The organism is Streptomyces spirodelae (assembly GCF_017676385.1).
In the GTDB taxonomy this organism is placed as follows: Bacteria; Actinomycetota; Actinomycetes; order Streptomycetales; family Streptomycetaceae; genus Streptomyces; species Streptomyces spirodelae.
In genome coordinates, this window is record NZ_JAFFZN010000008.1 from 45,601 (window position 1) to 71,230 (window position 25,630).

Consider the following 25,630-nt stretch of genomic DNA (forward strand, 5'->3'; position numbering starts at 1 on the left):
CCTTCCCAGCACACACGCGAGGGCACCGGCTCAGGTGACGTCCACAGCCTCCGCGGAGTGGGGCGCCCCCTCCCGTTCCCGTACGGGAAGTTCCGCGGCCAGCGCCGCCGCGGCCCGCACCAGCGGCAGCGCCAACAGCGCTCCGGTGCCGCCGCCCACCTCCACCCCCTGCTCCAGCAGGGGATCGGCGGCCAGCCTGTCCAGCGCCTTGGCCTGGGCCGGTTCGCTGCCGGCCTGGCCCGCCAGCCACCAGTCCGGGGCGCGGAACGCCACCCGCTGGCCGACCAGCGCGCACGCCGCGGAGACGACGCCGTCGAGGATGACAGGCGTGTGCCGGACCGCCGACTGGAGCAGGAACCCGGTCATGGCCGTCAGGTCGGCGCCGCCCACCGTCGCCAGCAGCTGCAACTGGTCGCCCAGCACCGGCCGGGCCCGGCGCAGTCCGTCGCGGATGGCGGCGCACTTGCGCATCCACGTCAGGTCGTCGATGCCGCCCCCGCCCCGGCCGGTCACCACCGACGCGTCGGTTCCGCACAGCGCGGCGACCAGCGTTCCGGCCGCCGTGGTGCCGCCGACGCTCAGATCGCCGAGGACCACCAGGTCCGTACCGGCGTCCGCCTCCTCGTCGGCGACGGCCATCCCCGCGCGGAACGCCGCCGCTGCCTCCTGGGGCGTCAGCGTGTCCTCGCTGTCCAGCCGCCCGGACGAACGGCGCACCCGGTGCCGCGTCACCTCGGCCGGCAGCTCGTCCGCTTCGCAGTCGAGCGCAATGTCGACCACCCGGACCGGAACCTCGAACTGCCGCGCCAGCACGGCAGCGGGCGAGACGCCGTCCAGCAACTCACGTACGAGCTCCTTGGCGGTGCCCGGCTGCCGGGTGGAGACGCCGAGTTCGGCCACGCCGTGGTCGCCGGCGAAGACCACCAGGCGCGGGTTGACCACCGGCTGCACAGGCACGCGTGCCTGTGCGGAGCTGAGCCATTCGCCCACGTCCTCCAGCCGTCCCAGGGCCCGTGGGGGCAGCCCGGTCAGCGCACGCCGTTCCTCGGCTTCCCGGCGCAGGCCGCCGTGCGGGCGCTCGATGAGGTCGGAGAAGTCGTCCAGATCCAGGGTGCGGTCGCTCATGCCCGCTGAGATTACGTGAGCGGCTCGCGCCTGTGTGGGGCGCCTTGCTGATGAGGTCGCACCCCCGCGGCGGAGCCGCATATGGGAGGCGGCCCCGCGCCCCTGACATGGCGCAGCCCTCACCGCAGTGGCAACGCCACACCCGCGACCGTCAGCAGTACATGCTCGCACTCAGCGGCGAACGCCGCGTTCAGGCGGCCCAGTTCGTCGCGGAAGCGCCGCCCGGCGGGGGTGGCGGGCACCACCCCGGAGCCCACCTCGTTGCTGACCGCCACCAGTTGCCGTCGTGTGCCTCGTACGGCGGTCACGAGCGCCCGCACCCGCGCGGCCAGTTCGGCGGCGCCGCCCCGCTCCCACCGCTCGTCGTCCCAGGCGCCCACCTCGTCCATGGCGTGGGTGAGCCACAGCGCCAGACAGTCGACCAGCAGCGGCGGCCCCTCCTGCTCCAGCAGCGGCACCAGGTCGCAGGTCTCCTCGGTACGCCAGGAGGCGGGCCGCCGCTCGCGGTGCTCGGCCACCCGCGCCGCCCACTCGGGGTCACCGTCGCGGGTGCCGCCGGTGGCCACGTAGACCACCCCGGGGAACGCGGCCAGCCGCCGCTCGGCCTCGACGGACTTGCCCGAGCGGGCCCCGCCCAGCACCAGCGTGCGGCGTGGGGGCTCGGAGACGTCCACCCCGCCGTGGAACTCGCCGACGGTGAGCGTCGTACCGTCCGGAACGGCGCGCGCACCGGCCGCCGCCAGCCGCCGGTGCAGCTCCGGGCCCGGTGGCACGTCGTGCCCGAGGTGGACGGCGAGCACATCGGTGGCCGCGCCCACCAGGCCCGCCTCCCGCAGCCGGGCCAGCGCGTCGGGCCGCCCGGCCACGTCCAGCAGCGCCACGTCGTAGGGGCCGCCGTGCCCGGTCCCGCGCTCGCCCGTCCCGGCGAGCGCGGCGCCCGGCGGCAGGTACAGCAGCCGCTCGCCGCCCGGTCCGGTCACCAGATACCCGGTGCCTGGCGAGTCCAGTGCCAGCGCCCGCACCCGGTGCCCGCTGATCAGCGCCAGTTCCTGCCGCTCCGGCACCCGGACGGGCGAAGGCAGCCCGGCGGGCACCTCCAGCGCGGGCCCCTCGTGCGGATGGGTCAGCAGCACCTGCCGTACGCCGCTGAGCGACTGGCCCGCGCGGGCTGCGGCGAAGGCGGGCCCTGGGGTCAGGTCGAGCAGCAGGGTGCTGTCCAACAGCAGCGCCGTAGCGGCCCGCGCTTCCGGGCCGCTCGCGGCGGCGCAGCGCGCGCAGGGGCAGTCGGGACGGGGGAGACCGGCGGGACCGCCGGTGCCGAGCAGTGTCAGTTCCACCCTCTGATCGTCTCGTGACCTGCCACCGGGTGCGCACAGGGGACTACGCTTCCGGGAGCAACCGGCGATCTTACGGAGGCACTGATGGCGTGGACGTGGCGGTTCGAGAAGGCCGACGGCACCGAGACGGAACCGGCCGTACAGCCCGAGGAGTTCCCCACCCAGTCGGACGCCGAGTCATGGCTCGGAGAGGTGTGGCGGGAGCTGCTGGAGGGCGGAACCGATCAGGTGACGCTCCAGGAGGACGGGAGCACCGTCTACGGGCCGATGAGCCTGCACGAGGCGACGGAGGCGGACTCCGGGAGCTCCGCCTCCGGCTGAGTGCCGGAGCCTTTGCACGGCGGGGGCCGGCCCACCCGGCGAACCGCTACCCTCGGTGCTCATGGACGTACGTGGCGCGGTTTATGTGGTGTTGCGCGGTCCGGTCGAGAAACGGGACCGGACGCTGGGAACGCTGAAGCAGGCGGGCATCTTCGCCGAGAAGTCGGTGCGGGGTTCCGAGGTGATCGAGGCATTCTTCTACGGGGGCGACGAACGCCCCAGTCCCCGCTTCATGGACGCCTGTGCGGCACATGTCGCCAAGGCGGCCCTCGGTACCGACTTCGCGGTTGAGGAGACGGGCACCATCAGCAGCGCCGCCGCCTCCCGCCGGCTCGCCTACAACCGGCGGACGGGGGAGTGGCTGGGTGCCTTCATCGACACCCAGGCCCCCGAGCAGTCCCGGGTCGAAACCCTCGCCCACCTCGCCCGTGAGCAGGGCATCGACGTCTCGGACATAGAGCTGCGCGACCCCCCTGAGTTCCATCCGCCCGTCGTCTGAGGGACCGGCGGCACCGGCCTGCCCAGCCGGCCGGTGCCGCGCACGCCGGATGGTGCTAGCCCCGTACCCCGAACAGGTGCAGGCTCTCCGCCACGCCCCGGTAGGGGTCCATGCGGCAGGCCCTCTCCTCCACGTCCAGCGCTTCCTCGCCCTCACCGGCGAAGACGCCCGCGCCGTACCAGCGCTCCATGGGCACCCCGATCCGGGCGAGGAACGAGGTCAGCGACTCCAGCCGCAGGAAGCGGTCGCCCTCGGCCGGTTCCGTCACCAGGGCGGCGTGCGCGCCGTCCCAGTCGCCGGCCAGCCCAGGGCGCATCGCACGTGCCGCCACATTGGGCACCACCAGCGAGAGCAGCCCTCCCGCGTCCAGCACCCGGGCGAGCCCGGCGAGCGTGCTGTCCGGGTCCGGTGTCCGGTCGAGCACGTCGTGGCCCAGCACCACGTCGAAGGTGCCGGGCAGGAAGTGCGCGCCGGTGTCCTGACCGCCTCCGGCCATGGTGCGGAAGCGCGCGCGGATGCCCTCGGGCTCGTGGCCCAGCGCCGCCTCCACCGCGGCGAGCCGCGCGGGCTCGGCCTCCAGGCCCGTCACTTCGTGGCCGGCCCGGGCCAGCCGCAGCGCCTGCGCGCCGTCGCCCATCCCGGCGTCCAGTACTCGGAGCCGGCGCCCCACCTCGAAGTGCGCGGAGATCCGCTCCTCGAGCTGCCGGGCGACCAGCTCCTGCCGGGTCAGGGCTTCTCGCCGCGCGCCACCTGCGGCTTGGGCAGGCGCATGCGGCGCATCTGAAGAGTCCGCATCAGCGCGTAGGCGATGGCGCCCCGGCGGTTCTCGTCCGGGTAGCGCTCGCGGATCTTCTTCTTGAGCCGTACCGAGATGCCGATCGAGTCGACGACGATCAGCAGGATCACCACGAGCCACAGCAGCAGCGAGATGTTCTTCAGCTGGAGCGAGGGCAGCATGCTCAGCACAAGGATGATCACGGCAAGCGGCAGGAAGAACTCCGCGACGCTGAACCGCGAGTCCACGAAGTCGCGCGCCAGCCGCCGCACCGGGCCCTTGTCCCGTGCGGGCAGGTGGCGCTCGTCTCCGCTGGCCAGCGCCTCGCGCTGCTTGGCCAGCGCGGCCCTGCGGGCCTCCCGCTGCCGCTTGGCCGCGTCCTTGCGGCTCTGCGGGCCTGTGGCGGCCATCGGGCGGCGCGGGCCGCGTGCCTCGTTGCGCTTGGGGGTGGGGCGACCCTTGGGGGCTTGCGGGTCGCGCGGCTGGCTGGGCTCGGCCGCCGTCACCTGAGGTGAGTCGGCCTGCCCTGATTTCGTCGAACGGCTACGGAACACATCTCAAGAGTACGGTGTGCAGGAGAGTGGGCCCCAGCCCCCAGGGGAATGGGCCGGAGCACCGATCCCAACGGTGACCGGATGCCTACTCCCTGCGCCGGAGAGGGCGGGCGGCTGATCGTCCTCGAGGAGGAGCGCATCCGTGCCCGAACGGTGCGGTAATGGAAGACAGCCCCGTACTCTGGGGTCTGTAGGTTGCCGAGGGCTTGAGTCCGTTACGAAGGGGGCGCGCGAGGCCCATGAGCGGTGTCATGAAGCGTATGGGGATGATCTTCCGCGCGAAGGCCAACAAGGCCCTGGACCGGGCTGAGGACCCGCGTGAGACGCTCGACTACTCCTACCAGAAGCAGCTGGAGCTGTTGCAGAAGGTGCGCAGGGGCGTCGCGGACGTCGCGACCTCCCGGAAGCGTCTGGAGCTGCAGATGACCCAGCTGCAGGGGCAGTCCTCGAAACTGGAGGAACAGGGCAAGAAGGCGCTCGCGCTGGGCCGGGAGGACCTGGCCCGCGAGGCGCTCTCCCGCAGGGCGGCGCTCCAGCAGCAGGTCACCGACCTGGAGGGGCAGCACCAGACCCTGCAGGGCGAGGAGGAGAAGCTGACGTTGGCGGCGCAGCGCCTCCAGGCCAAGGTGGACGCGTTCCGCACCAAGAAGGAGACCATCAAGGCCACCTACACGGCGGCCCAGGCACAGACCCGGATCGGCGAGGCGTTTTCCGGCATCTCGGAGGAGATGGGCGACGTCGGTATGGCCATCCAGCGGGCGGAGGACAAGACGGCCCAGCTCCAGGCCCGCTCCGGTGCCATCGACGAGCTGCTGGCCTCCGGTGCGCTGGACGACCCGTCCGGTATGGCCAAGGACGACATCACCGCCGAGCTCGACCGTCTCTCGGGCGGCAGCGACGTGGAGCTGGAGCTTCAGCGGATGAAGGCCGAGCTGGCCGGCGGCAGCGACGGTGGCCAGCAGGCCATCGAGGGGGGCCAGGGCCAGGAAGGCCAGGCGAACGGCCAGCAGGAAGCGCCCAAGTTCAACAAGGAGTGAACGGGGCCGTAGCGGTATCCCCCCGCAGCCGGAGGAGGAGAACGGCATGATCGTACGGATCATGGGCGAAGGCCAGGTCGAACTGGACGACAGCCACTTCGTCGAGCTCAACAAGCTCGACGACGAGCTGCTCCAGGAGATGGAGAGCGGCGACGAGGCCGGCTTCCGCCGTACCCTCTACGCGCTGCTGGAAGCCGTCCGCAGGATGGGCAGGCCACTGCCCGACGACGCGCTCGAACCCTCCGAGCTGATCCTGCCCGCGCCCGACGCGAGCCTGGACGAGGTACGGGAGATGCTCGGCGACGACGGACTCATCCCCAGCTAGCCCGGCCCCGCGCCCCCGGACAGCGCGGTCCTCGCCACCCCCCCCACTCGCTCCCCCGCGAGTACCACCCGTACGCACAGCCCGCACAGTCCCGCACGACCCGCCCAACGCGACCTGCGAGAGCAGATCACGACGCACACATCCCAGGAGAGCCGGGCATACGGTGCCTGCCGTGACACTCCGCGACATCCGCGAGCGACTCCGAGCGCATCCCCATGCGGTCGACGCCCTCATCGCCGCAGGGACGTTCTGCTGCATCCTCCTCGGCGCCGCCACGGAGCCGCACGGACCGGATGGTCAGCCGCGGTTCGCCGAGCGTGAGATCACCGGCCAGACCGTGCTGCTGGCCGCGCTCGCCTGCGGGGTGCTGGCGCTGCGCCGCCGCGCCCCGATGCCGGTGCTGCTGGTGACCGGCCTGATCTCCGTCGTCGCGCTCGTCGCGGGAGACGGGCCCCGAGCGGGCTCAGCGCCGGAGGCGCCGCTCGTCTCGGCCGCCGTCATCGCGCTCTACACCGTCAGCAACACCACCGACCGCCGCACCAGCTGGCGGGTCGGCGCCCTCGCCGTCGGGGTGTTCACCGGCGCCGGCATGCTCTTCGGGGCCCGCCCCTGGTACGCGCAGGAGAACCTCGGCATCTTCGCCTGGACCGCGCTGGCCGCCGCCGTCGGGGAGGCCGTACGCAACCGGCGGGCCTTCGTCGACGCCATCCGGGAGCGGGCCGAGCGCGCCGAACGCACCCGCGAGGAGGAGGCCAGGCGCCGCGTCGCGGAGGAGCGCATGCGCATCGCCCGCGAACTGCACGATGTCGTCGCCCACCACATCGCGCTGGTCAACGTCCAGGCCGGAGTGGCGTCCCACGTCATGGACCAGCGCCCCGACCAGGCCAAACAGGCACTCGCGCACGTCCGGGAGGCCAGCAGGCACGCCCTGGCCGAGCTGCAGACCACCGTGGGACTGCTGCGCCAGTCCGGGGAGAGCACCGCACCCACCGAGCCCGCACCCGGCCTTGAGGTGCTGGACGACCTGGTGGACGGCTTCCGGCACGCCGGGATGTCCGTCGACGTGGAGGCGCCGCCGCCCGGCGGGGCGCCACCGCTGTCCTCGGCTGTGGACCTGACCGCCTACCGCGTCGTCCAGGAAGCCCTCACCAACGTGCAGAAGCACGCGGGCGTCGGCGCCCACGCCGAGGTGCGGATACGCCGGGACGCGCGGGCACTGGAGATCGTCGTCATCGACGACGGCGCGGGCACCACCCACACCGTCCCGGACGACGCCGGCACCTCCGCCGAAGGCGCCACCGACTCCGGTACCGAAGCGGACGACGGAGCGCGGCGCCGCGAGGGCGGCAACGGCGGCCACGGCCTGGTCGGAATGCGGGAGCGGGCCGCCGCGCTGCACGGCGCCTGCGAGACGGGACCGCTCCCCGGCGGCGGCTTCCGGGTCCGCGTACGGTTGCCGCTGGAGAGTTCGGTGCCCCGGAAGGAGACCCCCGCATGATCCGTGTCGTACTCGCCGACGACCAGGCGTTGCTGCGCAGTGCGTTCCGGGTGCTGGTCGACTCCGAGGCCGATATGGAGGTCGTGGGCGAGGCGGCCGACGGGCAGGAGGCCGTGGCCCTGGTGCGGGAGAAGGGCGCCGACGTGGTCCTGATGGACATCCGGATGCCGGGCACCGACGGGCTGGCCGCCACCCGCGCCATCAGCGCCGACCCCGCACTGGCCGACGTCAAGGTCGTCATCCTCACCACCTTCGAGGTGGACGAGTACGTGGTCGGCGCGCTGCGTGCCGGTGCCTCCGGATTCCTCGGCAAGGGCGCCGAGCCCGGCGAACTGCTCTCCGCGATCCGGACGGCCGCCAAGGGCGAGGCCCTGCTGTCCCCGCTCGCGACCAAGGGTCTGATAGCCAGGTTCCTCGCCCAGGGCGGCAGTTCGGACCCGGAGGGCCCCGGAGCCAAGGGGACCGGCGCGGCCCGGCTGGAGGCGCTGACCGCGCGCGAGCGCGAGGTGCTCACCCAGGTGGCCGCCGGACTCTCCAACGACGAGATAGGCGAACGGCTCGACGTCAGCCCGCTCACCATAAAGACACATGTCAACCGCACCATGGCCAAGCTCGGCGCCCGCGACCGGGCGCAGTTGGTGGTGGCCGCCTACGAGAGCGGCCTGGTGCGACCGGCTCTCTGAGGCCTCCGCCCCTTGGGCGCCCCCCGCTTGTGGACGCACGCCCCGTTTGTTGCTTCGGCTGCCGCCGGCAGGTCGTGTCGGGGGCTCCTCCCCCAGCGCCTGTCCGGCGAGGACCCGGGGGTTCGGGGGCGGAGCGCCCAACAACGGGAGAGGGCCCCAGGGCGGGGCCCTCAGCCGTTGGAAGCGGCGCCCCCGAAAACGTGGCCTCAGCTCAAGTGAGCCTGCACTTCGGTGGCGGCGTCATGGCCATAAGCCTTCGTGAAGCGCTCCATGAAGTGCACCCGCTTCAACTCGTACTCCTGGGTCCCGACGGTCTCGACGACCAGAGTCGCGAGCATGCACCCGACCTGCGCGGCCCGCTCCAGGCTGACCCCCCAGGCCAGGCCCGAGAGGAACCCCGCGCGGAAGGCGTCACCGACCCCGGTGGGGTCGGCCTTCTGCTTCTCCTCGGCGACGCCGACAAAGATCGGCTCCTCGCCGGCGCGGTCGATCCGGGCTCCCTTCTTGCCGAGGGTGGTGACGCGGGTGCCGACGCGCTGGAGCACCTCCTCGTCGCTCCAGCCGGTCTTGTTCTCGATCAGCTCCTTCTCGTACTCGTTCGAGAAGAGGTAGGCGGCGCCGTCGGTCAGCTCGCGGATGCCCTCGCCGTCCATGCGGGCGATCTGCTGGGAGTAGTCGGCGGCGAACGGGATGCCCCTGGTGCGGCACTCCTCGGTGTGGCGGAGCATGCCCTCGGGGTCGTCGGCACCGATGAGCACGAGGTCGAGCCGGCCGACGCGGTCGGCGACGTGCTGGATCTCGATGTTCCGCGCCTCGCTCATGGCACCGGTGTAGAAGGAGCCGATCTGGTTGTTGTCCGCGTCCGTGGTGCAGACGAATCGTGCGGTGTGTGCGACCTCGGAGATGTGCACGGACTCGGTGTCGACCCCGTGCCGTTCGAGCCAGACTCGGTACTCGTCGAAGTCCTCTCCCGCCGCGCCGACGAGGATGGGCCGGGCGCCGAGTTGGCCCATGCCGAAGGCGATGTTGGCGCCGACTCCGCCGCGGCGGATGTCGAGGCGGTCGACGAGGAAGGAGAGCGAGACCGTGTGCAACTGGTCGGCGACCAGTTGGTCGGAGAAGCGCCCCGGGAAGGTCATCAGGTGGTCGTTTGCGATGGACCCGCAGACTGCGATACGCACGACGAATTCTGCTCCTGAGAGACATCGGGTACCCCCGTACGTCCAGCGCACGAGGGGAAGGCGTGCGCCACGCTACCCGCTGGGCCCGCAGAGTCGAACAGGACACAACTACCTCATAGTAGGGTCTTCCGGGCAGCTCATCCGATGCGTAGCGTGATCCTCATGGGGAAAACAGCGCCTTTCCGAGCTGAGTACGCCGATCCCGAGTCGATGGAGCAACTGCTCGGCGACTGCGCGCGGATGGTCCCGCACTGGAGGGTTCCGCCCGGAAAGTCCGAGGAGCGGCACCCGGCGCGCCCTGCCGCGCTGCACGGCGTGCGGGTTCCGGTTCGGTCCGCACGGCTCCTGGACGGGATGTCCGAGTACGGCGACTGAGCGGCCCGCTTCTGTCACGGAGCGCGTCGCGCGGGAACCGTCCGCTTCCGGGTCCCGTCCCACTGATGTCCCCCGGCGGGGGAGGGGCAGGAGAAGAATCCCTCCCGCAGGGGTCTCGTGGACGCGGAGCCAAAGGAGTTTTCGGTGAGTACAGACCAGTCCCCCGAGACCGAGGGCCGCCCGGCGCCCCGGAGCAGGCGGCGGCAGCTCTCCGTGGCCGCCGTGGCCGCCGCGGTCCTGCTGGCCGGCGGGGGCGGCGCGTACTGGGCCTCCGTCGCCTCTTCCGACGGTGCGTCCGAGTCGGGCGGCAGCGCGGCCGGCGACGGGCAGGGCGACAGCCCGCCGAAGCTGGCGCTGGACGGCACCGCCACCTCGGCGCGGGACAGCGGCAAGGGCATCGCGCCAGGTGAGCCCATGGGGCCGCGCGGCTATCGCGCCGACGGACACCTCCCGGACGGCCCGAAGTCGGCGGCTGTCCGCATCCCCGGGTACGAGGTGAGCCGGGCGCAGGTGGCGAAGCTCGCCGAGGCGCTGGAGGTCGAGGGCCCGGTCAAGGCCCGGGAGGGCCGCTGGCAGGCGGGCGGTGGCCAGGGCAAGGGGCCCAGGCTGACCGCCGAGCGCGGGGCCGCTGGCGGCGCGTGGACGTACCAGAGCGGCGAGACCGTCCCGCTGGACGCCGATCCCGACCCGGCACCGGGCGGCAAGCCGCTGTCCGCCGAGAAGGCGAAGGACGCCGTTCGCCCCGCGCTGCGCGCTCTGGGGCTCGGGGACGCCGCGCTGGACGCCGGGTCGCCGGTCGGCGGCACCCGCACCGTCACCGCCTCACCCAAGGTGGACGGGGTGCCCACACACGGCTGGGACAGCACCTTCGTGGTGGACGACAAGGGCTCCGTCACCCGGGCGCAGGGGAGCTGGAACGAGACCCGCAAGGGCGAGGTCTACCCGGTGCAGAGCGCCACCGCGACGCTCGACCAGCTGAACAAGGCGAGCCAGTCGCGCGGCGGCCACGGGCGCGAGGGGGAGCGGGACAACGAGCCGACGAAGATCGGCGACGCGGCCTTCGGACTCTCGCTGGAGCGCTCGCACGGCAGGCCGCTGCTCGTCCCGGCATGGATCTACGAGGTCGAGCGGCCCGGCGGCGGCGACATGAAGGTCACCCATCCGGCCGTGCAGCCGGAGTACCTCAAGCCCTCGAAGACCTCAGGGCACCCCTCGAAGCCGGGCAGCGGCGACGTGGGCGCGGGCGGCGGGAAGTCCACCCAGGCCATGGAGTCGTATCAGGTGGAGGGCCGCACGCTGAAGCTGTCCTTCTGGGGCGGGGTGTGCGACACCTACAAGGCCACGGCCGAGGAGTCCGGCTCCCAGGTGAAGGTCAAGATCGACGCCAAGCCGAAGAACGGCAAGGGCAAGAACATCTGCGTCAAGATCGCCAAGCGGCAGACCGCAGAGGTGAAGCTCGACAAGAAGCTGGGCGACCGCAAGGTGGTCGACGCGCGGGACGGTGAGAAGCTGCCCCGCAAGTGATCCGGGCTGCCGCCGCGTGACGCTGCGGCGCCGCCCCTGGAACGACAAGGGCGGCGGACTCCTGGTGGGGGGAGTCCGCCGCCCTTGTCACGATCCGACGCGCCCCGTCAGGGCGCGCCCCGAAGGGGCGCGGGGCAGACCTCATCCCGCTACGGCGCGTATCCGCAACGAGCCCGGCGACTCAGTTGAACGAGTCACCGCACGCACACGACCCCGTGGCGTTCGGGTTGTCAATGGTGAAGCCCTGCTTCTCGATGGTGTCGACGAAGTCGATCGACGCACCGCCGAGGTAGGGGGCGCTCATCCGGTCGGTGACGACCTTGACGCCGTCGAAGTCCTTGACCACGTCGCCGTCGAGCGAGCGCTCGTCGAAGAAGAGCTGGTACCGCAGGCCGGAGCAGCCACCCGGCTGGACGGCGACGCGCAACGCCAGGTCGTCGCGGCCCTCCTGCTCCAGCAGGCTCTTGACCTTCGCGGCGGCGGCGTCGGACAGGATGATGCCCTCGCTTACAGCGGTCTCGTCCGAAACGGACATCTGCTTCTCTCCCGGGTTGTACGGACTGCTCTCTTACCGTCAGCTCAACCGACGGCATCCCGGATTCATTCCAGGAGTAGTCACTTCATGCTCGCACACCGCCGAAGCGGGTGGGAATGCGTCACATCGACGCGATGGCCATCGTCAAACTGACGTGAAGCGGTTATGATAGATAACGTCACTTAGACGAGAAACCGACGCGGAGCCGCCTCGCCAAGCAGTCTCCGAGCGTCGACCGAGCTAGAGAAAGGGCTGGTCCTGTGAGTGCCGCCCAGCCGCTGGACGTACAGCCGACCCCGCTCGCTCTGCTGCTGCTCGGCCGCGAGGCCGACCCGAAGAGCGAGCGCGGAGTCGAGTGCCCCGGCGACCTTCCCGCCCCCTCCGACCCGGACCTGGTGGCCCGTGCGCGCGCCGCGAAGGAGAAGCTCGGCGACCGTGTCTTCGTGCTCGGCCACCACTACCAGCGCGACGAGGTCATCGAGTTCGCCGATGTGACCGGTGACTCCTTCAAGCTGGCCCGGGACGCCGCGGCCCGCCCGGAGGCCGAGTACATCGTCTTCTGCGGCGTGCACTTCATGGCCGAGTCCGCCGACATCCTCACCTCTGGGGCCCAGCAGGTCGTGCTGCCCGACCTGGCGGCCGGCTGCTCGATGGCGGACATGGCCAGCGCCGAACAGGTGGCCGAGTGCTGGGACGTCCTCACCGAGGCCGGTGTCGCCGAGGTGACCGTGCCCGTCTCGTACATGAACTCCTCCGCCGACATCAAGGCGTTCACCGGCCGGCACGGCGGCACCATATGCACCTCCTCCAACGCCAAACGGGCCCTGGAGTGGGCCTTCGGCGAGGGGGAGAAGGTGCTGTTCCTCCCGGACCAGCACCTCGGCCGCAACACCGCCGTGCGCGAGATGGGCCTGGCGCTGGAGGACTGCGTCGTCTACAACCCGCACAAGCCGAACGGCGGCCTGACTGCCCAGCAGCTGCGCGACGCCAAGATGATCCTGTGGCGCGGCCACTGCTCCGTGCACGGCCGCTTCTCGCTGGACTCGGTGCGCGAGGTGCGCGAGCGCATCCCCGGCGTCAACGTGCTGGTGCACCCCGAGTGCAAGCACGAGGTGGTCGCGGCCGCCGACCAGGTCGGCTCGACGGAATACATCATCAAGACCCTGGAAGCGGCGCCCCGCGGCTCCAAGTGGGCGATCGGCACCGAACTCAACCTCGTACGGCGGCTGGCCAACCGCTTCGCTGCCGAGGACAAGGAGATCGTCTTCCTCGACCGCACCGTCTGCTTCTGCTCGACGATGAACCGCATCGACCTGCCGCATCTGGTGTGGGCGCTGGAGTCGCTTGCCGACGGCACGGTCGTCAACCGGATCGAGGTCGACGCGGAGACGGAGAAGTACGCCAAGCTGGCCCTGGAACGCATGCTGGCCCTGCCGTAAGGGACGCGCCCCGTCAGGGGCACCCCCTCACCGGCCCAAGGGAGGCCCTCCCGTGAAAAGGCGCCGCAGGCTAGCGTGCCCAGAATGCTGCTGCGCCCTGTCAGGGAGAACCAGGAAGACGCGGAGACGGTAAGAACGCTGGCCGAGGCGGCCTTCGGGGCCTCGCACGCCCTCAAGGGCGACCCCCGGGGCCCGTCCTCCGCCGCCCGCGCGGCCCGCGGTCGCGAAAAGATCCTGCACCTCGTGCGGCACGACCCCGCGGGCAGCTGGCTCGCCGAGGACGAGAGCGGGCAGGCGATCGGCGCGGCCCAGTCCCACATCCGGGAGGGCACCTGGGGCCTGGCCCTGCTGGTCGTGCTGCCCGGCACCCAGGGCAAGGGCGTCGGGCGGGCGCTGCTGGAGCGCACGCTGGAGTACGGGCGCGGCTGTCTGCGGGGCATCATCTGCTGCTCCCGGCACCCTGCCGCCGCCCGGGTCTACCGGCAGGCCGGATTCGCGCTGCACCCCACGATCCGGATGCGCGGCGTCGTGGACCGGGCGCGGCTGGGCCCCGTCGACGGCGCCGCCGTCGAGGGCGGCCCCCGCGACCGCGATCTGCTCGACTCCGTCGACCGGCGGCTGCGGGGCGGGGCCCACGGGCCCGACCACGAGTTCCTGACGCGGCACAGCCGGCTGGTCGTCGCGGACGACCTGGCCGGAAGCGGGTACTGCTACATCAGCCACGAAGAAGAGAAGGCGAAGGTCGAACTGCTGGGCGCCACCTCACGGCGGCTCGCCACCCGGGTGCTGAGCGCGGCACTGCTCGGCGTAGGAGAAGGGGTCGCCGTGGAGGTCCAGGACATCACGGCGGAGCAGCAGTGGGCGGTGGACGTCGGACTCCGGGCGGGACTGGAGCTCCGCTCCGAGGGGTTCGTCTGCTTCCGCGGCCTGCGGCCCCCGTCGCCGTACATCCCTTCCGGCGCCTTCCTGTGAGGGGGGCGGGGGTTCAGCTGTCGGCAGTCTGTCGCCGCACCCGGTACTCGACGCCCTCCACCCCTTCGAAGGCGTGCCCCGTCATCTCGCACCAGGCGGGGATGTCGAGCCGTGCCGCCTCGTCGTCGGCCAGGACACGGACCACGCCCCCGGCGGGTACGTCCTCGATGACCTTGGCCAGCTCGATCACCGGCAGCGGGCACAGCTTGCCCAGCGCGTCGACGGTGACCTCCGCGGTGGCACCCGAAGGCGAGGGTTCCGCGGCGGTGCCGGTCGCCGCCCCGATGCCGGTCGCCGCCCCGGCGGCGGCCCCCGCCCCGGCGCCCAGATGTGCCCGTACGCCCTCAACGGCCCCGGGCAGCACCTCCAGGAAGCGGTCCACCTCCTCCTCGGTCGTCCCCGGCGGCAGCGAGACCCGGACGTTGCCTTCGGACAGCACCCCCATGGCGCGCAGCACATGGCTCGGCGTCAGCGTGCTGGAGGTGCAGGAAGAGCCGCTGGAGACCGAGTAGTCGGCGGCGTCCAGCGCGTGCAGCAGCGCCTCGCCGTCCACGTACAGACAGGAGAAGGTCACCAGGTGCGGCAGTCGCCGTACCGGATCGCCGACGACCTCGGTGTCCGGCACCAGTTCGGGCACCCGCGTCCGGATACGGTCGACGAGCGCGCGCAGCCGGTCCGCCTCGGCGTCCGCCTCGGCCCGTACGGCGCGCAGCGCGGCCGCGGCGGCGACGACGGCGGGGATGTTCTCGAACCCGGGAGCTGCCCCGGACTCCCGCTCGTCCACCGGCCCGGGGGGAGCGAAGCGCACACCCTTCCGGATGGCGAGCAGCCCGACGCCCGCCGGACCGCCCCACTTGTGGGCGCTCCCGGCCAGCAGCGACCAGGGGCCGGCCACCGGGCCCCAGGGCAGCGACTGCGCCGCGTCCACCAGGAGCGGTACGCCCGCCTCGGCGCAGATTTCGGCCACTTCCGTCACCGGCTGCACGGTGCCCACCTCATGGTTGGCGGACTGCAGACAGGCCAGCGCACTGTCCTCGCCGAGCGCCCGGGCCCACTCCTGTGCGTCCACCCGTCCCGAACGGTCGACGCCGACCTCCCGCACCAGGCCCCCGGCCCGCTCGTGGGCCTCGGCGGTGTGCAGTACGGCCGAGTGTTCGACGGCCGAGACGACCAGCCGCCGCCCGGCCCGGCGCCGACCGGCGAGGGCCCCGGTGATCCCGGTGTGCAACGCGTGCGTACCCGAAGAGGTGAATCGCAGCTCGTCGGGGCGGCATCCGACGGCCTCGGCCGCGGTCTCCCGCGCGGCGTCCAGCAGCATCCGCGCCCGCCTGCCCTCGCGGTGCGGGCGGGCGGGATCGGCCCACCCCTCGTCCACCGACGCGAGTAGCGCTTGGCGCGCGACGGGGTGGAGGGGAAGAGAGGAGGCGGCATCGAAATAGGACACACTTTTACGCTACCGGGCCGCTGCGCGCTGGGCGGTCAGCCGTCTTTGCGGGCGGGGGTGTCCAGGTGACGTCCGGCTCAGGGAGGCCCGCCCTCGGGGCGCGCCCTCGCGTTGCGCGCCCGCGCGGCGGAGCCGCATATCGGCACAGCCCCGCGCCCCTCCGGGGCGGGCCCGGGCCCCTTCGGGGCGCGACGCGGCGCGTTACGCCCCCTCCCCGCGCGACCCCAAATGGCGTCGGCTAGGGTTTGGTCCGCATAAACATCCAAACCCCTGCCCGCGCCTGGGCCGGCGCCCGACCACGTAAGAGGGCCGCGCCCGACCGACGCGGGCGAGACTCTCGGGAAGGCGCTACGTGAGTCCCAACGGCTCCGACCTCCCCCACGGGCGCCCCTCGGGCGCGGTGGGCGGTACACCCACGTCGCGGCGCCCGATGCGGCGGAAGCTGCAGCAGGCGCTGGCCGCGGGCCTGGTCCTGGCGACCGCGACCGGTTGCACATCAAAGGACTTCCCCCGCCTCGGTATGCCCACCCCGGTAACGGACGAGGCGCCGCGGATCCTCTCCCTGTGGCAGGGCTCCTGGGCGGCCGCGCTCGCCGTGGGCGTGCTGGTGTGGGGGCTGATCCTGTGGAGCATCATCTTCCACCGGCGCTCGCGGTCCAAGGTCGAGATTCCCCCGCAGACCCGGTACAACATGCCCATCGAGGCTCTGTACACGGTGGTCCCGATCATCATCATCTCGGTGTTGTTCTACTTCACCGCGCGGGATGAGACCAAGCTCCTGGCGACCTCGAAGAAGCCCACCCACGTCATCAACGTCGTGGGGTACCAGTGGAGCTGGGGCTTCAACTACATCGAGGACGTGGATGGCGATCCCAAGACGGACGTCAACACGAACAAGGCGCTGGACAACGAGCTGAGCGCCATCCCGGACCGGATGGCCAAGGGCTTCCCCAAGGGTGCCGAGGGCGTCTTCACGGCCGGCACTCCGGCGGACAAGAACCCGCAGAACGGCAACCCGGGTCCGACGCTGTGGCTGCCCAAGGGTGAGAAGGTCCAGTTCATCCTGACCTCCCGCGACGTCATCCACTCCTTCTGGGTGCTGCCGTTCCTGATGAAGCAGGACGTGATCCCGGGGCATGTCAACCGCTTCGAGGTGACCCCCAACAAGGAGGGCACCTTCAGGGGCAAGTGTGCCGAGCTGTGCGGCGTCGACCACTCCCGGATGCTCTTCAACGTGAAGGTCGTCTCCCCGGAGCGCTACCAAAAGCACCTGGAGGATCTGGCGAAGAAGGGCCAGACCGGCTACATCCCGGCGGGTACCGCCACCACGGGCGGCGCCAAGAATGCGGAGACGAATAACCCGTGAGCATCCTCAACGAATCCCAGGGTGCCGCCGCCGCGACAGGTCCGGCGACAACCCCTGGACGCCGTAAGCGGCCCGGTCAGGTGGTCGTCGACTGGATGACGACGACGGACCACAAGAAGATCGGGAGCCTGTACCTGATCACATCGTTCGTCTTCTTCTGCATCGGCGGCGTCATGGCGCTCTTCATGCGCGCCGAGCTCGCCCGCCCCGGCATGCAGATCATGTCGAACGAGCAGTTCAACCAGGCGTTCACCATGCATGGCACGGTCATGCTGCTGATGTTCGCCACCCCGCTGTTCGCCGGCTTCGCGAACTGGATCATGCCGCTGCAGATCGGCTCGCCCGATGTGGCCTTCCCGCGGCTGAACATGTTCGCCTACTGGCTCTACCTCTTCGGTTCGCTGATCGCGGTGGGTGGCTTCCTCACCCCGCAGGGCGCTGCCGACTTCGGGTGGTTCGCCTACTCGCCGCTCTCGGACGCGGTCCGCTCGCCGAGTGTCGGCGCCGACATGTGGATCATGGGCCTGGCCCTCTCCGGCTTCGGCACCATCCTCGGCTCGGTCAACTTCATCACCACGATCATCTGCATGCGCGCGCCGGGCATGACGATGTTCCGGATGCCGATCTTCACCTGGAACGTGCTGCTCACCGGTGTGCTGGTGCTGCTGGCCTTCCCGGTGCTGGCCGCCGCGCTGTTCGCCCTGGAGGCCGACCGGAAGTTCGGGGCGCACATCTTCGACTCGGCCAACGGAGGGGCGCTGCTGTGGCAACACCTCTTCTGGTTCTTCGGTCATCCAGAGGTGTACATCATCGCGCTGCCGTTCTTCGGCATCGTCTCGGAGGTCATCCCGGTCTTCAGCCGTAAGCCGATGTTCGGCTACATCGGTCTGATCGGCGCGACCATCGCCATCGCCGGTCTGTCGGTGACGGTCTGGGCGCACCACATGTACGTCACGGGCGGCGTGCTGTTGCCGTTCTTCTCGTTCATGACCTTCCTGATCGCCGTGCCGACAGGTGTGAAGTTCTTCAACTGGATCGGCACGATGTGGAAGGGGTCGCTGTCCTTCGAGACACCGATGCTGTGGACCATCGGCTTCCTGATCACCTTCACCTTCGGTGGTCTGACCGGTGTCATCCTGGCCTCGCCCCCGATGGACTTCCACGTCTCCGACTCGTACTTCGTCGTGGCGCACTTCCACTACGTGGTCTTCGGCACCGTGGTCTTCGCGATGTTCGCGGGATTCCACTTCTGGTGGCCGAAGTTCACCGGCAAGATGCTGGACGAGCGGCTCGGCAAGATCACCTTCTGGACGCTGTTCATCGGCTTCCACGGCACCTTCCTGGTGCAGCACTGGCTGGGCGCCGAGGGCATGCCGCGCCGGTACGCCGACTACCTGGCGGCCGACGGCTTCACCGCGCTGAACACCCTCTCCACGATCAGCTCGTTCCTGCTGGGCATGTCGCTGCTGCCGTTCTTCTACAACGTCTGGAAGACGCACAAGTACGGCGAGAAGGTCGAGGTCGACGACCCGTGGGGCTACGGCCGTTCGCTCGAGTGGGCGACGAGCTGCCCGCCCCCGCGGCACAACTTCCTCACCCTGCCCCGCATCCGCTCCGAATCCCCGGCCTTCGACCTGCACCACCCGGAGATCTCCGCGCTCGATGAGCTGGAGAACGTGGACAGGGAAGACAAGGCGCTCGCCGGCAGCAAGGAGGCCGGGAAGTGAAGATCCAGGGCAAGATGTTCCTGTGGCTGTCGGTCTTCCTGCTGGCGGTCGCCATCACCTACGGGCTCTGGTCGAAGGAGCCGGTGGGCACCACGGGCCTCTTCCTGGCCTTCGGTCTGTCGATCATGATCGGCTACTACCTGGCGTTCACCGCGCGCCGGGTCGACACCGGAGCCCAGGACAACAAGGAGGCCGATGTCGCGGACGACGCCGGCGAGCTGGGCTTTTTCAGCCCGTGGAGCTGGCAGCCGCTGGTGCTGGGTCTCGGTGGTGCCTTCGCCTTCCTGGGCGTGGCCCTGGGCTGGTGGCTGGTGTACGTCTCGGCACCGGTGCTGCTGATCGGCCTGTTCGGCTGGGTGTTCGAGTACTACCACGGGCAGAACCGCACCCAGTAGCAGGACGCGGCAGCACACAGCGGCCAGGCCGCACACAACCGAAAACGCAAGGACCGGCCCCCCGACACTCCGGGGGGCCGACCCGTTTGTACGCACTCAGCGCGCCCGAAATGACGATTCTTCATATTTTGGGCCCATGACTCACAGCTCACGCACCGCGATAGCGGAGGGGGTCCTCACCCCCCGAATCCTGTCCCGCAAGAACAAGCGCCGGATGGTCAAGAGCTGCGCCCTGCTGCTGGCGCCCCTCTCCGTGGGGCTCGCCGCCTGCAGTGGCGGGAGCAGCGGCAACTCGCTGGCCTCCGCTCCGTACGACGCCACGGACGCCGTGGCCGTCAACGCCGACGCCGACAGCACCGACGTCGACCCCGACAAGCCCCTCGAAGTCACCGCCCAGCACGGCGACACCCTCACCGACGTGGTCGCCACCGACGCCTCGGGCCGTGTGGTGGCGGGCGAGCTGTCCGCCGACGGCAAGCGCTGGCACAGCACCGGGTCGCTGGCCGCCGGCGCGCGCTACACCCTCAAGGTCAGCACGGAGAACGACGAGGGAGCCCCAGGGCGGCGCTCGCTGCGTTTCGGAACCAAGTCCGCATCCAAGCACCTGAAGGTCAAGCTGGGCCCGGACAACGGCACATACGGCGTCGGACAGCCCCTCACGGCGAAGCTGAGCCGCCCGATCAAGGGTCGCGAACAGCGCGAGCTCGTTGAACGGGCACTGAGAGTGAAGTCCTCCCCGCATGTGGAGGGTGCCTGGCACTGGGTGGACAGCAAGGAGCTGCACTACCGGCCCCGCTCCTACTGGCCGGCCCACGCCACCATCACCCTCCGCTCCTATCTCAAGGGTCTGAAGATCCGCGACGGGCTGTACGGCGGCAAGGCCGAACCCGTACGGATGAAGACGGGTGATCGAATAGAAGCGATCACCGACGCCTCCTCGCTGGTGATGAAGGTCAAGAAGAACGGCAAGACGATCCGTTCCATACCCGTCACCACGGGCAAAGCGGGCTACGAGACCCGTAACGGCGTCAAGGTGATCCTCACCAAGGAGCCGTACGTGCGGATGACCAGCGCCAGCATCGGCGCCTCGGACTTCTACGACCTGGGCGTCTACTGGGCCACGCGGCTCACCAACAGCGGTGAGTACGTGCACGGCGCGCCCTGGTCGGTCGGCTCCCAGGGCGTCTCGAACACCAGCCACGGCTGCACCGGTATGAGCAGCGCCAACGCCAAGTGGTTCTTCAACCACGTCCGCCAGGGCGACATCGTCCAGCACATCAATTCGGCGGGCGAGAAGATGGCACCCTTCGGCAACGGCTTCGGGGACTGGAACCTGGGCTGGAAGAAATGGCGCGCCGGCAGCGCCGTCCACCACGGCCAGCCCCTCGGCAGCGGCCCCGCGGACTCCGCGCGGCTGCGCCCCCAGATATGACCCGGGGTGTGACCCACCACCCGCACAAGGCCGCGCCCCCGCCTCCCTCGATCGTGGGAAGCGGGGGCGCGGCCTTGTCCGTGCGGCCTCAGGCCGGGGCGAGGTCCCCGTCGGCCGTGCGCTCCCGCAGCAGCCCGGCCAGCGCGTCGGCCAGTGCCACCGGGTCCACCGGGTGCGAGACGGTCGCCTCGGCCCGGCTCCAGGTCGCCAGCCAGGCGTCCTGCGGCCTGCCGATCAGCAGCAGTACCGGCGGGCAGTCGAAGATCTCGTCCTTGATCTGCCGGCATACGCCCATGCCCCCGGCCGGGGCCGTCTCCCCGTCCAGCACGCACGCGTCCACGTGCAGCTCCTCCAGTGCTGACAGCACCGCGGGCAGCGTGGCGCACTCCACATACCGGATCTCGGGCACATCGGGCGCGGGCCTGCGGCCCGCTGCGAGCCGCACCTGCTCGCGGGTGGTGGCGTTGTCGCTGTAGACCAGCACCGTGGCGGTCGGCTGCATCGTTCCTCCGCGTCCGTATCGGGTGAACCGCTGGCGCACCGCGCTGACCGAAGCCGTATTCCACGGTGGCGCCGCTCGGATGCTACTCCCTCTCATGCACCGTCAACACCGGTCAGCACGCCTTGATACTGGGCCGTAAGGGGGGTGCGCCGGGGGCGTCGTCGCTGGACAGGGCAGCAGTGCCGGCTACGGACACACCGAACGGGACCCCCCGAAGTGAGGCCGGGATAAGCGACCGACATAATGTCGGTCGTGGCGACAGCAACAGCAGTAGAAACCGGGCACGCGCACCCGTCGGTCAACCGGCCGAACCTCACCAGCGTCGGAACCATCATCTGGCTGAGTTCCGAGCTGATGTTCTTCGCGGCCCTCTTCGCGATGTACTTCACCCTTCGGTCGGTGACCGGAGCCGAGTACTGGAAGGAGCATGCCGATGCGCTGAACCTTCCGTTCTCGGCGACGAACACCACGATCCTGGTGCTCTCCTCGCTCACCTGCCAGCTCGGCGTCTTCGCTGCCGAGCGCGGTGACGTGAAGAAGCTCCGGGCGTGGTTCATCGTCACCTTCATCATGGGTGCGATCTTTATCGGCGGCCAGGTCTACGAGTACACGGAGCTGGTCAAGGAGGGCACCTCACTCTCCTCGAGTCCGTACGGATCGGTGTTCTACCTGACCACCGGTTTCCACGGGATGCACGTGACAGGCGGACTCATCGCCTTCCTGTTCGTCCTGGGGCGCACCTATGCGGCCAGGCGGTTCACTCACCACCAGGCCACCGCCGCCATCGTCGTGTCCTACTACTGGCACTTCGTCGATGTCGTCTGGATCGGCCTCTTCGCCACCATCTACCTGATCCGGTAAGCGAGCGGCGCGGCACAGCCGCGCGCCGTACCGCGCAGGCGGACTACGGGAACAGACGGACAGACACCGCATCGACGAGAAAATCCTGACACCGGGGTAATCCGTGAAAAAGCTCTCCGCACGACGGCGCCATCCGCTGGCGGCGCTTGTCGTTCTACTCTTCGCGCTGGCGGCCACCGGGGGGCTGTACACCGCGTTCGCTCCCGCGGGTGAGGCCAAGGCCGAGCAGGAGTCGAGTAAGTCCCTCGCCATCGAGGAGGGCAAGAAGCTCTTCGCCACCGGGTGCTCCAGCTGCCACGGAACCGGCGGCCAGGGGACCAGCGACGGTCCCAGCCTGGTCGGTGTGGGGGCCGCGGCGGTGGACTTCCAGGTCGGCACCGGCCGGATGCCCGCCCAGCAGCCCGGCGCCCAGGTGCCGAAGAAGCCGAAGGTCTACAGCCAGGACGAGATCAACCAGCTCGCCGCATACGTCGCCTCGCTCGGCAGCGGGCCGGCCAAGCCGACCAAGGACATGTACGACCCGGCCGGCGCCGACGTCGCCAGGGGTGGGGAACTGTTCCGCACCAACTGCGCGCAGTGCCACAACTTCACCGGTGAGGGTGGCGCCCTCACGCACGGCAAGTACGCGCCCGACCTCGGTGATGTCGACCCCAAGCACATCTACGAGGCCATGCAGACCGGCCCCCAGAACATGCCGTCCTTCACCGACGGTGCGCTTCCCGAGAAGGACAAGCGGGACATCGTCGCGTACGTGAAGACGGTCAACAGCGACAACTCGGAGAGCCCCGGCGGGTTCAAGCTCGGTGGCTTCGGCCCCGTCGCCGAGGGCATGTTCGCCTGGATCTTCGGTCTCGGCGCGCTGATCGCCGTCGCCGTCTGGGTCGCCGCTCGGACCGCAAAGGCCAAGAAGTCATGAGTAGCCAGACTGGACCAGACGAGAACGTGTCAGACGACGAGAACCTGCCCGCCGCGCAGGAAGAATCCCACGGTGCGGAGGTGGTCGAGGCCGACCCCTTCGCGGACCCCGGTCTGCCGCCGCACGAGCACCGCATCCAGGACATCGACGAGCGGGCGGCCAAGCGCTCCGAGCGCACCGTCGCCCTCCTCTTCACGCTGTCCATGCTGGCCACGGTGGGCTTCATCGCCTCCTTCGTGGCCTTCCCGATCGACGAGATCATCTACGTCTGGCCGCTCGGGCACATCAGCTCGCTGAACCTGGCACTCGGCCTCACCCTGGGCGTCGCACTCTTCTGCATCGGCGCCGGCGCGGTCCACTGGGCCCGCACGCTGATGTCCGACGAGGAGATGGTCGACGAGCGGCACCCCGTAGCGGCCTCCCCCGAGGTGCGCGAGAAGGTCATCTCGGACTTCAAGCAGGGAGCCAAGGAGTCGGCCCTCGGCCGCCGGAAGCTCATCCGCAACACGATGTTCGGTGCCGTGGCCCTGGTGCCGCTCTCCGGCATCGTCCTGCTGCGCGACCTGGGCCCGCTGCCGAAGGACAAGCTGCGGCACACCGCGTGGAAGAAGGGGAAGCTGCTCGTCAACGAGAACACCAACGAGCCGCTTCGTCCCGAGGACATCGCCGTCGGTTCGCTCACCTTCGCCAAGCCCGAGGGGCTGGAGGAGGAGGACCACCACTTCCAGGAGGAGATCGCCAAGGCGGCCCTGATGATCGTGCGGCTGGAGCCGAACGACATCAAGGACAAGCGCGAGCTGGACTGGTCGCACGAGGGGATTGTCGCCTTCTCGAAGATCTGCACGCACGTCGGCTGCCCCGTCAGCCTCTACGAGCAGCAGACCCACCACGTCCTGTGCCCGTGCCACCAGTCGACGTTCGACCTCACCGACGGTGCGCGCGTGCTCTTCGGACCCGCCGGCCACCCGCTGCCGCAGCTGAACATCAGCGTCAACAAGGACGGCTACCTCGAAGCGCAGGGCGACTTCGCGGAGCCCGTCGGTCCGGCCTTCTGGGAGCGCGGATGAGTACTGCAACCGAGACCCGGGGCAGCGCTGCTGCCGAGGGCAAGAAGAAGGCACCCGCGGGAGAGCGGGTCGCCGACTGGGCCGACGGGCGGCTGGGGATCTACAGCCTCGCCAAGGCCAACATGCGCAAGATCTTCCCGGACCACTGGTCCTTCATGCTGGGTGAGGTCGCGCTCTACAGCTTCATCATCATCATCCTGACCGGCGTCTACCTGACGCTGTTCTTCCACCCGTCGATGAACGAGGTGGAGTACCACGGCCCCTACACGCCGATGCAGGGCGTGCAGATGTCCGAGGCGTTCAAGTCGACCCTGGACATCAGCTTCGACGTGCGCGGCGGTCTGCTGGTACGGCAGATCCACCACTGGGCGGCGCTGATCTTCCTCGCGGCGATGTTCGTGCACATGATGCGCGTCTTCTTCACGGGCGCGTTCCGCAAGCCGCGCGAGATCAACTGGGTCTTCGGGTTCCTGCTCTTCGTGCTGGGCATGTTCACCGGCTTCACCGGCTACTCGCTCCCGGACGACCTGCTCTCCGGCACCGGTGTGCGGTTCATGGAGGGCGCGGTCCTCTCGGTGCCGATCGTCGGTACGTACCTGTCGATGTTCCTGTTCGGCGGCGAGTTCCCCGGCGACGACTTCGTGGCCAGGTTCTACTCGATCCACATCCTGGTGCTGCCGGGCATCATGCTCGGGCTGCTGGTGGCGCACCTGATCCTGGTCTTCTACCACAAGCACACCCAGTTCGCGGGCCCGGGCCGGAAGAACTCCAACGTGGTGGGCATGCCGCTGCTGCCTGTCTACATGGCCAAGGCCGGAGGCTTCTTCTTCCTGGTCTTCGGTGTGATCGCGGCCATCGCGGCGCTGTTCACCATCAACCCGATCTGGGTGCTCGGCCCCTACCGGCCCGACCAGGTGTCGACCAACGCGCAGCCCGACTGGTACATGGGCTTCTCCGAGGGCCTCGTCCGGGTGATGCCTGGCTGGGAGGTCGACTTCCTGGGGCACACCCTGGTGCTCGGTGTGGCCATCCCGCTGATGATCCTCTTCCCGCTGGTACTCGTCGCGATCGCCGTCTACCCGTTCATCGAGGCATGGGTGACCGGGGACAAGCGCGAGCACCACATCGCCGACCGGCCACGCAACGCACCCACCCGCACGGCGTTCGGTGCCGCGTGGATCTCCTGGTACTTCGTCTGCCTCGTCGGCGGTGGCAACGACCTGTGGGCGACGCACTTCCACTTGTCGATCAACGCCATCACCTGGTTCGTACGGATCGCCTTCTTCGTCCTGCCCGTCCTGGTCTTCTGGGTCACCCGGCGCATCTGCCTCGGGCTGCAGCGCAAGGACAGGGAGAAGGTGCTGCACGGCCGCGAGACCGGCACCATCAAGCGGCTGCCGCACGGTGAGTTCGTCGAGATCCACGAGCCGCTCTCGCAGGAGCAGCTGCACACGCTCACCGCGCACGACCAGTACGAGCCGGTGGAGATCGGGCCGCTCAAGGACGAGAACGGTGTCGAGCGGAAGGTCTCGCGCGGTCAGAAGCTGCGGGCCAAGCTGTCCAAGGGCTACTACGGGGAGTCCGGTCAGATCCCCAAGCCCACCCGCGAGGAGTACCACGAGCTGGAGAGCGGGCACCACTGACCCGATCGCACCGCTGACCGGTTCACACAGCTGGATCCGCCACTGGGGAGGGGTCCACGGGCACGTCCCGTGGACCCCTCCCCGCTGTCTGCCCCCG

The 25,630-nt window shown here is 70.2% G+C and carries 26 protein-coding genes; 18 read left to right on the forward strand and 8 right to left on the reverse strand.

Going from position 1 to position 25,630, the window contains the following annotated elements; translation table 11 throughout:
• Nucleotides 1-30: 30 nt before the first annotated feature.
• Together JW592_RS11000 and JW592_RS11005 are read right to left on the reverse strand one after the other, a co-directional pair.
• The gene (locus JW592_RS11000) at nucleotides 31-1,125 is read right to left on the reverse strand and encodes a nicotinate-nucleotide--dimethylbenzimidazole phosphoribosyltransferase (protein WP_209264797.1); all 1,095 of its coding nucleotides are present in this window, start codon (nucleotides 1,123-1,125) and stop codon (nucleotides 31-33) included.
• A 119-nt stretch (nucleotides 1,126-1,244) separates the two neighbouring features.
• Complete coding sequence (locus JW592_RS11005) at nucleotides 1,245-2,462, reverse strand: bifunctional adenosylcobinamide kinase/adenosylcobinamide-phosphate guanylyltransferase (RefSeq protein ID WP_209264798.1); 1,218 nt, start codon at nucleotides 2,460-2,462, stop codon at nucleotides 1,245-1,247.
• 84 nt (nucleotides 2,463-2,546) lie between these two features.
• Between JW592_RS11005 and JW592_RS11010 the strand changes: the two genes are divergently transcribed.
• Both JW592_RS11010 and JW592_RS11015 read left to right on the forward strand, forming a co-directional pair.
• Nucleotides 2,547-2,783, forward strand: coding sequence for a hypothetical protein (locus JW592_RS11010; protein WP_209264799.1), 237 nt, complete (start codon nucleotides 2,547-2,549; stop codon nucleotides 2,781-2,783).
• 61 nt (nucleotides 2,784-2,844) lie between these two features.
• On the forward strand, nucleotides 2,845-3,282 hold the full coding sequence (locus JW592_RS11015) for a hypothetical protein (RefSeq protein ID WP_209264800.1): 438 nt from the start codon (nucleotides 2,845-2,847) through the stop codon (nucleotides 3,280-3,282).
• A gap of 55 nt (nucleotides 3,283-3,337) precedes the next feature.
• Here JW592_RS11015 and JW592_RS11020 read toward each other — a convergent pair whose 3' ends face one another.
• The gene (locus JW592_RS11020; protein ID WP_209264931.1) at nucleotides 3,338-4,012 is read right to left on the reverse strand and encodes a class I SAM-dependent methyltransferase; all 675 of its coding nucleotides are present in this window, start codon (nucleotides 4,010-4,012) and stop codon (nucleotides 3,338-3,340) included.
• On the reverse strand, nucleotides 4,009-4,611 hold the full coding sequence (locus tag JW592_RS11025; protein WP_209264801.1) for a DUF3043 domain-containing protein: 603 nt from the start codon (nucleotides 4,609-4,611) through the stop codon (nucleotides 4,009-4,011). Before JW592_RS11025 ends, JW592_RS11020 begins: the two co-directional genes overlap by 4 nt.
• A gap of 251 nt (nucleotides 4,612-4,862) precedes the next feature.
• Here JW592_RS11025 and JW592_RS11030 point away from each other — a divergent pair, with 251 nt between their 5' ends.
• The 4 genes from JW592_RS11030 (at nucleotide 4,863) to JW592_RS11045 (ending at nucleotide 8,154) form a co-directional block, all read left to right on the forward strand.
• The gene (locus tag JW592_RS11030) at nucleotides 4,863-5,648 is read left to right on the forward strand and encodes a PspA/IM30 family protein (protein ID WP_229375691.1); all 786 of its coding nucleotides are present in this window, start codon (nucleotides 4,863-4,865) and stop codon (nucleotides 5,646-5,648) included.
• Nucleotides 5,649-5,694: 46 nt separating this feature from the next.
• Nucleotides 5,695-5,973, forward strand: a complete 279-nt coding sequence (pspAA, locus tag JW592_RS11035) for a PspA-associated protein PspAA (protein WP_209264803.1) — start codon at nucleotides 5,695-5,697, stop codon at nucleotides 5,971-5,973.
• A 163-nt stretch (nucleotides 5,974-6,136) separates the two neighbouring features.
• Complete coding sequence (locus JW592_RS11040) at nucleotides 6,137-7,471, forward strand: sensor histidine kinase (RefSeq protein ID WP_209264804.1); 1,335 nt, start codon at nucleotides 6,137-6,139, stop codon at nucleotides 7,469-7,471.
• On the forward strand, nucleotides 7,468-8,154 hold the full coding sequence (locus JW592_RS11045; RefSeq protein WP_209264805.1) for a response regulator transcription factor: 687 nt from the start codon (nucleotides 7,468-7,470) through the stop codon (nucleotides 8,152-8,154). Before JW592_RS11040 ends, JW592_RS11045 begins: the two co-directional genes overlap by 4 nt.
• Before the next feature lie 206 nt (nucleotides 8,155-8,360).
• On the opposite strand, the gene JW592_RS11050 is transcribed toward JW592_RS11045, so the two are convergent.
• Nucleotides 8,361-9,335, reverse strand: coding sequence for a carbohydrate kinase family protein (locus JW592_RS11050; RefSeq protein ID WP_209264806.1), 975 nt, complete (start codon nucleotides 9,333-9,335; stop codon nucleotides 8,361-8,363).
• A gap of 162 nt (nucleotides 9,336-9,497) precedes the next feature.
• On the opposite strand from JW592_RS11050, the gene JW592_RS11055 reads away from it, so the two are divergent.
• Both JW592_RS11055 and JW592_RS11060 read left to right on the forward strand, forming a co-directional pair.
• Complete coding sequence (locus JW592_RS11055; RefSeq protein WP_209264807.1) at nucleotides 9,498-9,710, forward strand: hypothetical protein; 213 nt, start codon at nucleotides 9,498-9,500, stop codon at nucleotides 9,708-9,710.
• Between the two features lie 144 nt (nucleotides 9,711-9,854).
• Nucleotides 9,855-11,234, forward strand: a complete 1,380-nt coding sequence (locus tag JW592_RS11060) for a hypothetical protein (RefSeq protein ID WP_209264808.1) — start codon at nucleotides 9,855-9,857, stop codon at nucleotides 11,232-11,234.
• A 181-nt stretch (nucleotides 11,235-11,415) separates the two neighbouring features.
• Here JW592_RS11060 and JW592_RS11065 read toward each other — a convergent pair whose 3' ends face one another.
• Entirely contained in the window at nucleotides 11,416-11,769 is a 354-nt protein-coding gene (locus tag JW592_RS11065) for a HesB/IscA family protein (protein ID WP_114017239.1), read from the reverse strand.
• A gap of 260 nt (nucleotides 11,770-12,029) precedes the next feature.
• On the opposite strand from JW592_RS11065, the gene nadA reads away from it, so the two are divergent.
• On the forward strand, nucleotides 12,030-13,208 hold the full coding sequence (nadA, locus tag JW592_RS11070) for a quinolinate synthase NadA (protein ID WP_209264809.1): 1,179 nt from the start codon (nucleotides 12,030-12,032) through the stop codon (nucleotides 13,206-13,208).
• Nucleotides 13,209-13,292: 84 nt separating this feature from the next.
• A complete protein-coding gene (locus tag JW592_RS11075; protein ID WP_209264810.1) occupies nucleotides 13,293-14,180 on the forward strand; it encodes a GNAT family N-acetyltransferase in 888 nt (295 codons plus the stop codon).
• 13 nt (nucleotides 14,181-14,193) lie between these two features.
• Here the strand turns inward: JW592_RS11075 and JW592_RS11080 are convergent, their stop codons facing one another.
• On the reverse strand, nucleotides 14,194-15,624 hold the full coding sequence (locus JW592_RS11080) for a cysteine desulfurase/sulfurtransferase TusA family protein (protein WP_209264811.1): 1,431 nt from the start codon (nucleotides 15,622-15,624) through the stop codon (nucleotides 14,194-14,196).
• Between the two features lie 352 nt (nucleotides 15,625-15,976).
• Here JW592_RS11080 and ctaC point away from each other — a divergent pair, with 352 nt between their 5' ends.
• From ctaC to JW592_RS11100, 4 genes are all read left to right on the forward strand, one after another.
• Entirely contained in the window at nucleotides 15,977-16,990 is a 1,014-nt protein-coding gene (gene ctaC, locus JW592_RS11085; protein WP_209264812.1) for an aa3-type cytochrome oxidase subunit II, read from the forward strand.
• Nucleotides 16,987-18,717 carry an aa3-type cytochrome oxidase subunit I gene (ctaD, locus tag JW592_RS11090; RefSeq protein WP_209264813.1) on the forward strand — a complete coding sequence of 577 codons (1,731 nt, stop codon included), beginning with the start codon at nucleotides 16,987-16,989 and terminating at the stop codon, nucleotides 18,715-18,717. The genes ctaC and ctaD overlap by 4 nt, the downstream gene beginning before the upstream one ends.
• Nucleotides 18,714-19,112 carry a cytochrome c oxidase subunit 4 gene (locus JW592_RS11095; protein WP_209264814.1) on the forward strand — a complete coding sequence of 133 codons (399 nt, stop codon included), beginning with the start codon at nucleotides 18,714-18,716 and terminating at the stop codon, nucleotides 19,110-19,112. Before ctaD ends, JW592_RS11095 begins: the two co-directional genes overlap by 4 nt.
• Before the next feature lie 136 nt (nucleotides 19,113-19,248).
• Nucleotides 19,249-20,544, forward strand: coding sequence for a L,D-transpeptidase (locus tag JW592_RS11100; RefSeq protein WP_209264815.1), 1,296 nt, complete (start codon nucleotides 19,249-19,251; stop codon nucleotides 20,542-20,544).
• Nucleotides 20,545-20,632: 88 nt separating this feature from the next.
• On the opposite strand, the gene JW592_RS11105 is transcribed toward JW592_RS11100, so the two are convergent.
• Entirely contained in the window at nucleotides 20,633-21,046 is a 414-nt protein-coding gene (locus JW592_RS11105; RefSeq protein WP_209264816.1) for a hypothetical protein, read from the reverse strand.
• Nucleotides 21,047-21,289: 243 nt separating this feature from the next.
• On the opposite strand from JW592_RS11105, the gene ctaE reads away from it, so the two are divergent.
• The 4 genes from ctaE to qcrB all read left to right on the forward strand — a co-directional run bounded on the left by ctaE (nucleotide 21,290) and on the right by qcrB (nucleotide 25,533).
• The gene (gene ctaE / locus JW592_RS11110) at nucleotides 21,290-21,907 is read left to right on the forward strand and encodes an aa3-type cytochrome oxidase subunit III (RefSeq protein ID WP_209264817.1); all 618 of its coding nucleotides are present in this window, start codon (nucleotides 21,290-21,292) and stop codon (nucleotides 21,905-21,907) included.
• A gap of 103 nt (nucleotides 21,908-22,010) precedes the next feature.
• Complete coding sequence (gene qcrC / locus JW592_RS11115; protein ID WP_209264818.1) at nucleotides 22,011-22,823, forward strand: cytochrome bc1 complex diheme cytochrome c subunit; 813 nt, start codon at nucleotides 22,011-22,013, stop codon at nucleotides 22,821-22,823.
• Nucleotides 22,820-23,890, forward strand: coding sequence for a cytochrome bc1 complex Rieske iron-sulfur subunit (gene qcrA / locus JW592_RS11120; RefSeq protein WP_209264819.1), 1,071 nt, complete (start codon nucleotides 22,820-22,822; stop codon nucleotides 23,888-23,890). Before qcrC ends, qcrA begins: the two co-directional genes overlap by 4 nt.
• Complete coding sequence (gene qcrB, locus JW592_RS11125) at nucleotides 23,887-25,533, forward strand: cytochrome bc1 complex cytochrome b subunit (protein ID WP_209264820.1); 1,647 nt, start codon at nucleotides 23,887-23,889, stop codon at nucleotides 25,531-25,533. Before qcrA ends, qcrB begins: the two co-directional genes overlap by 4 nt.
• The last annotated feature ends 97 nt before the right edge of the window (nucleotides 25,534-25,630 follow it).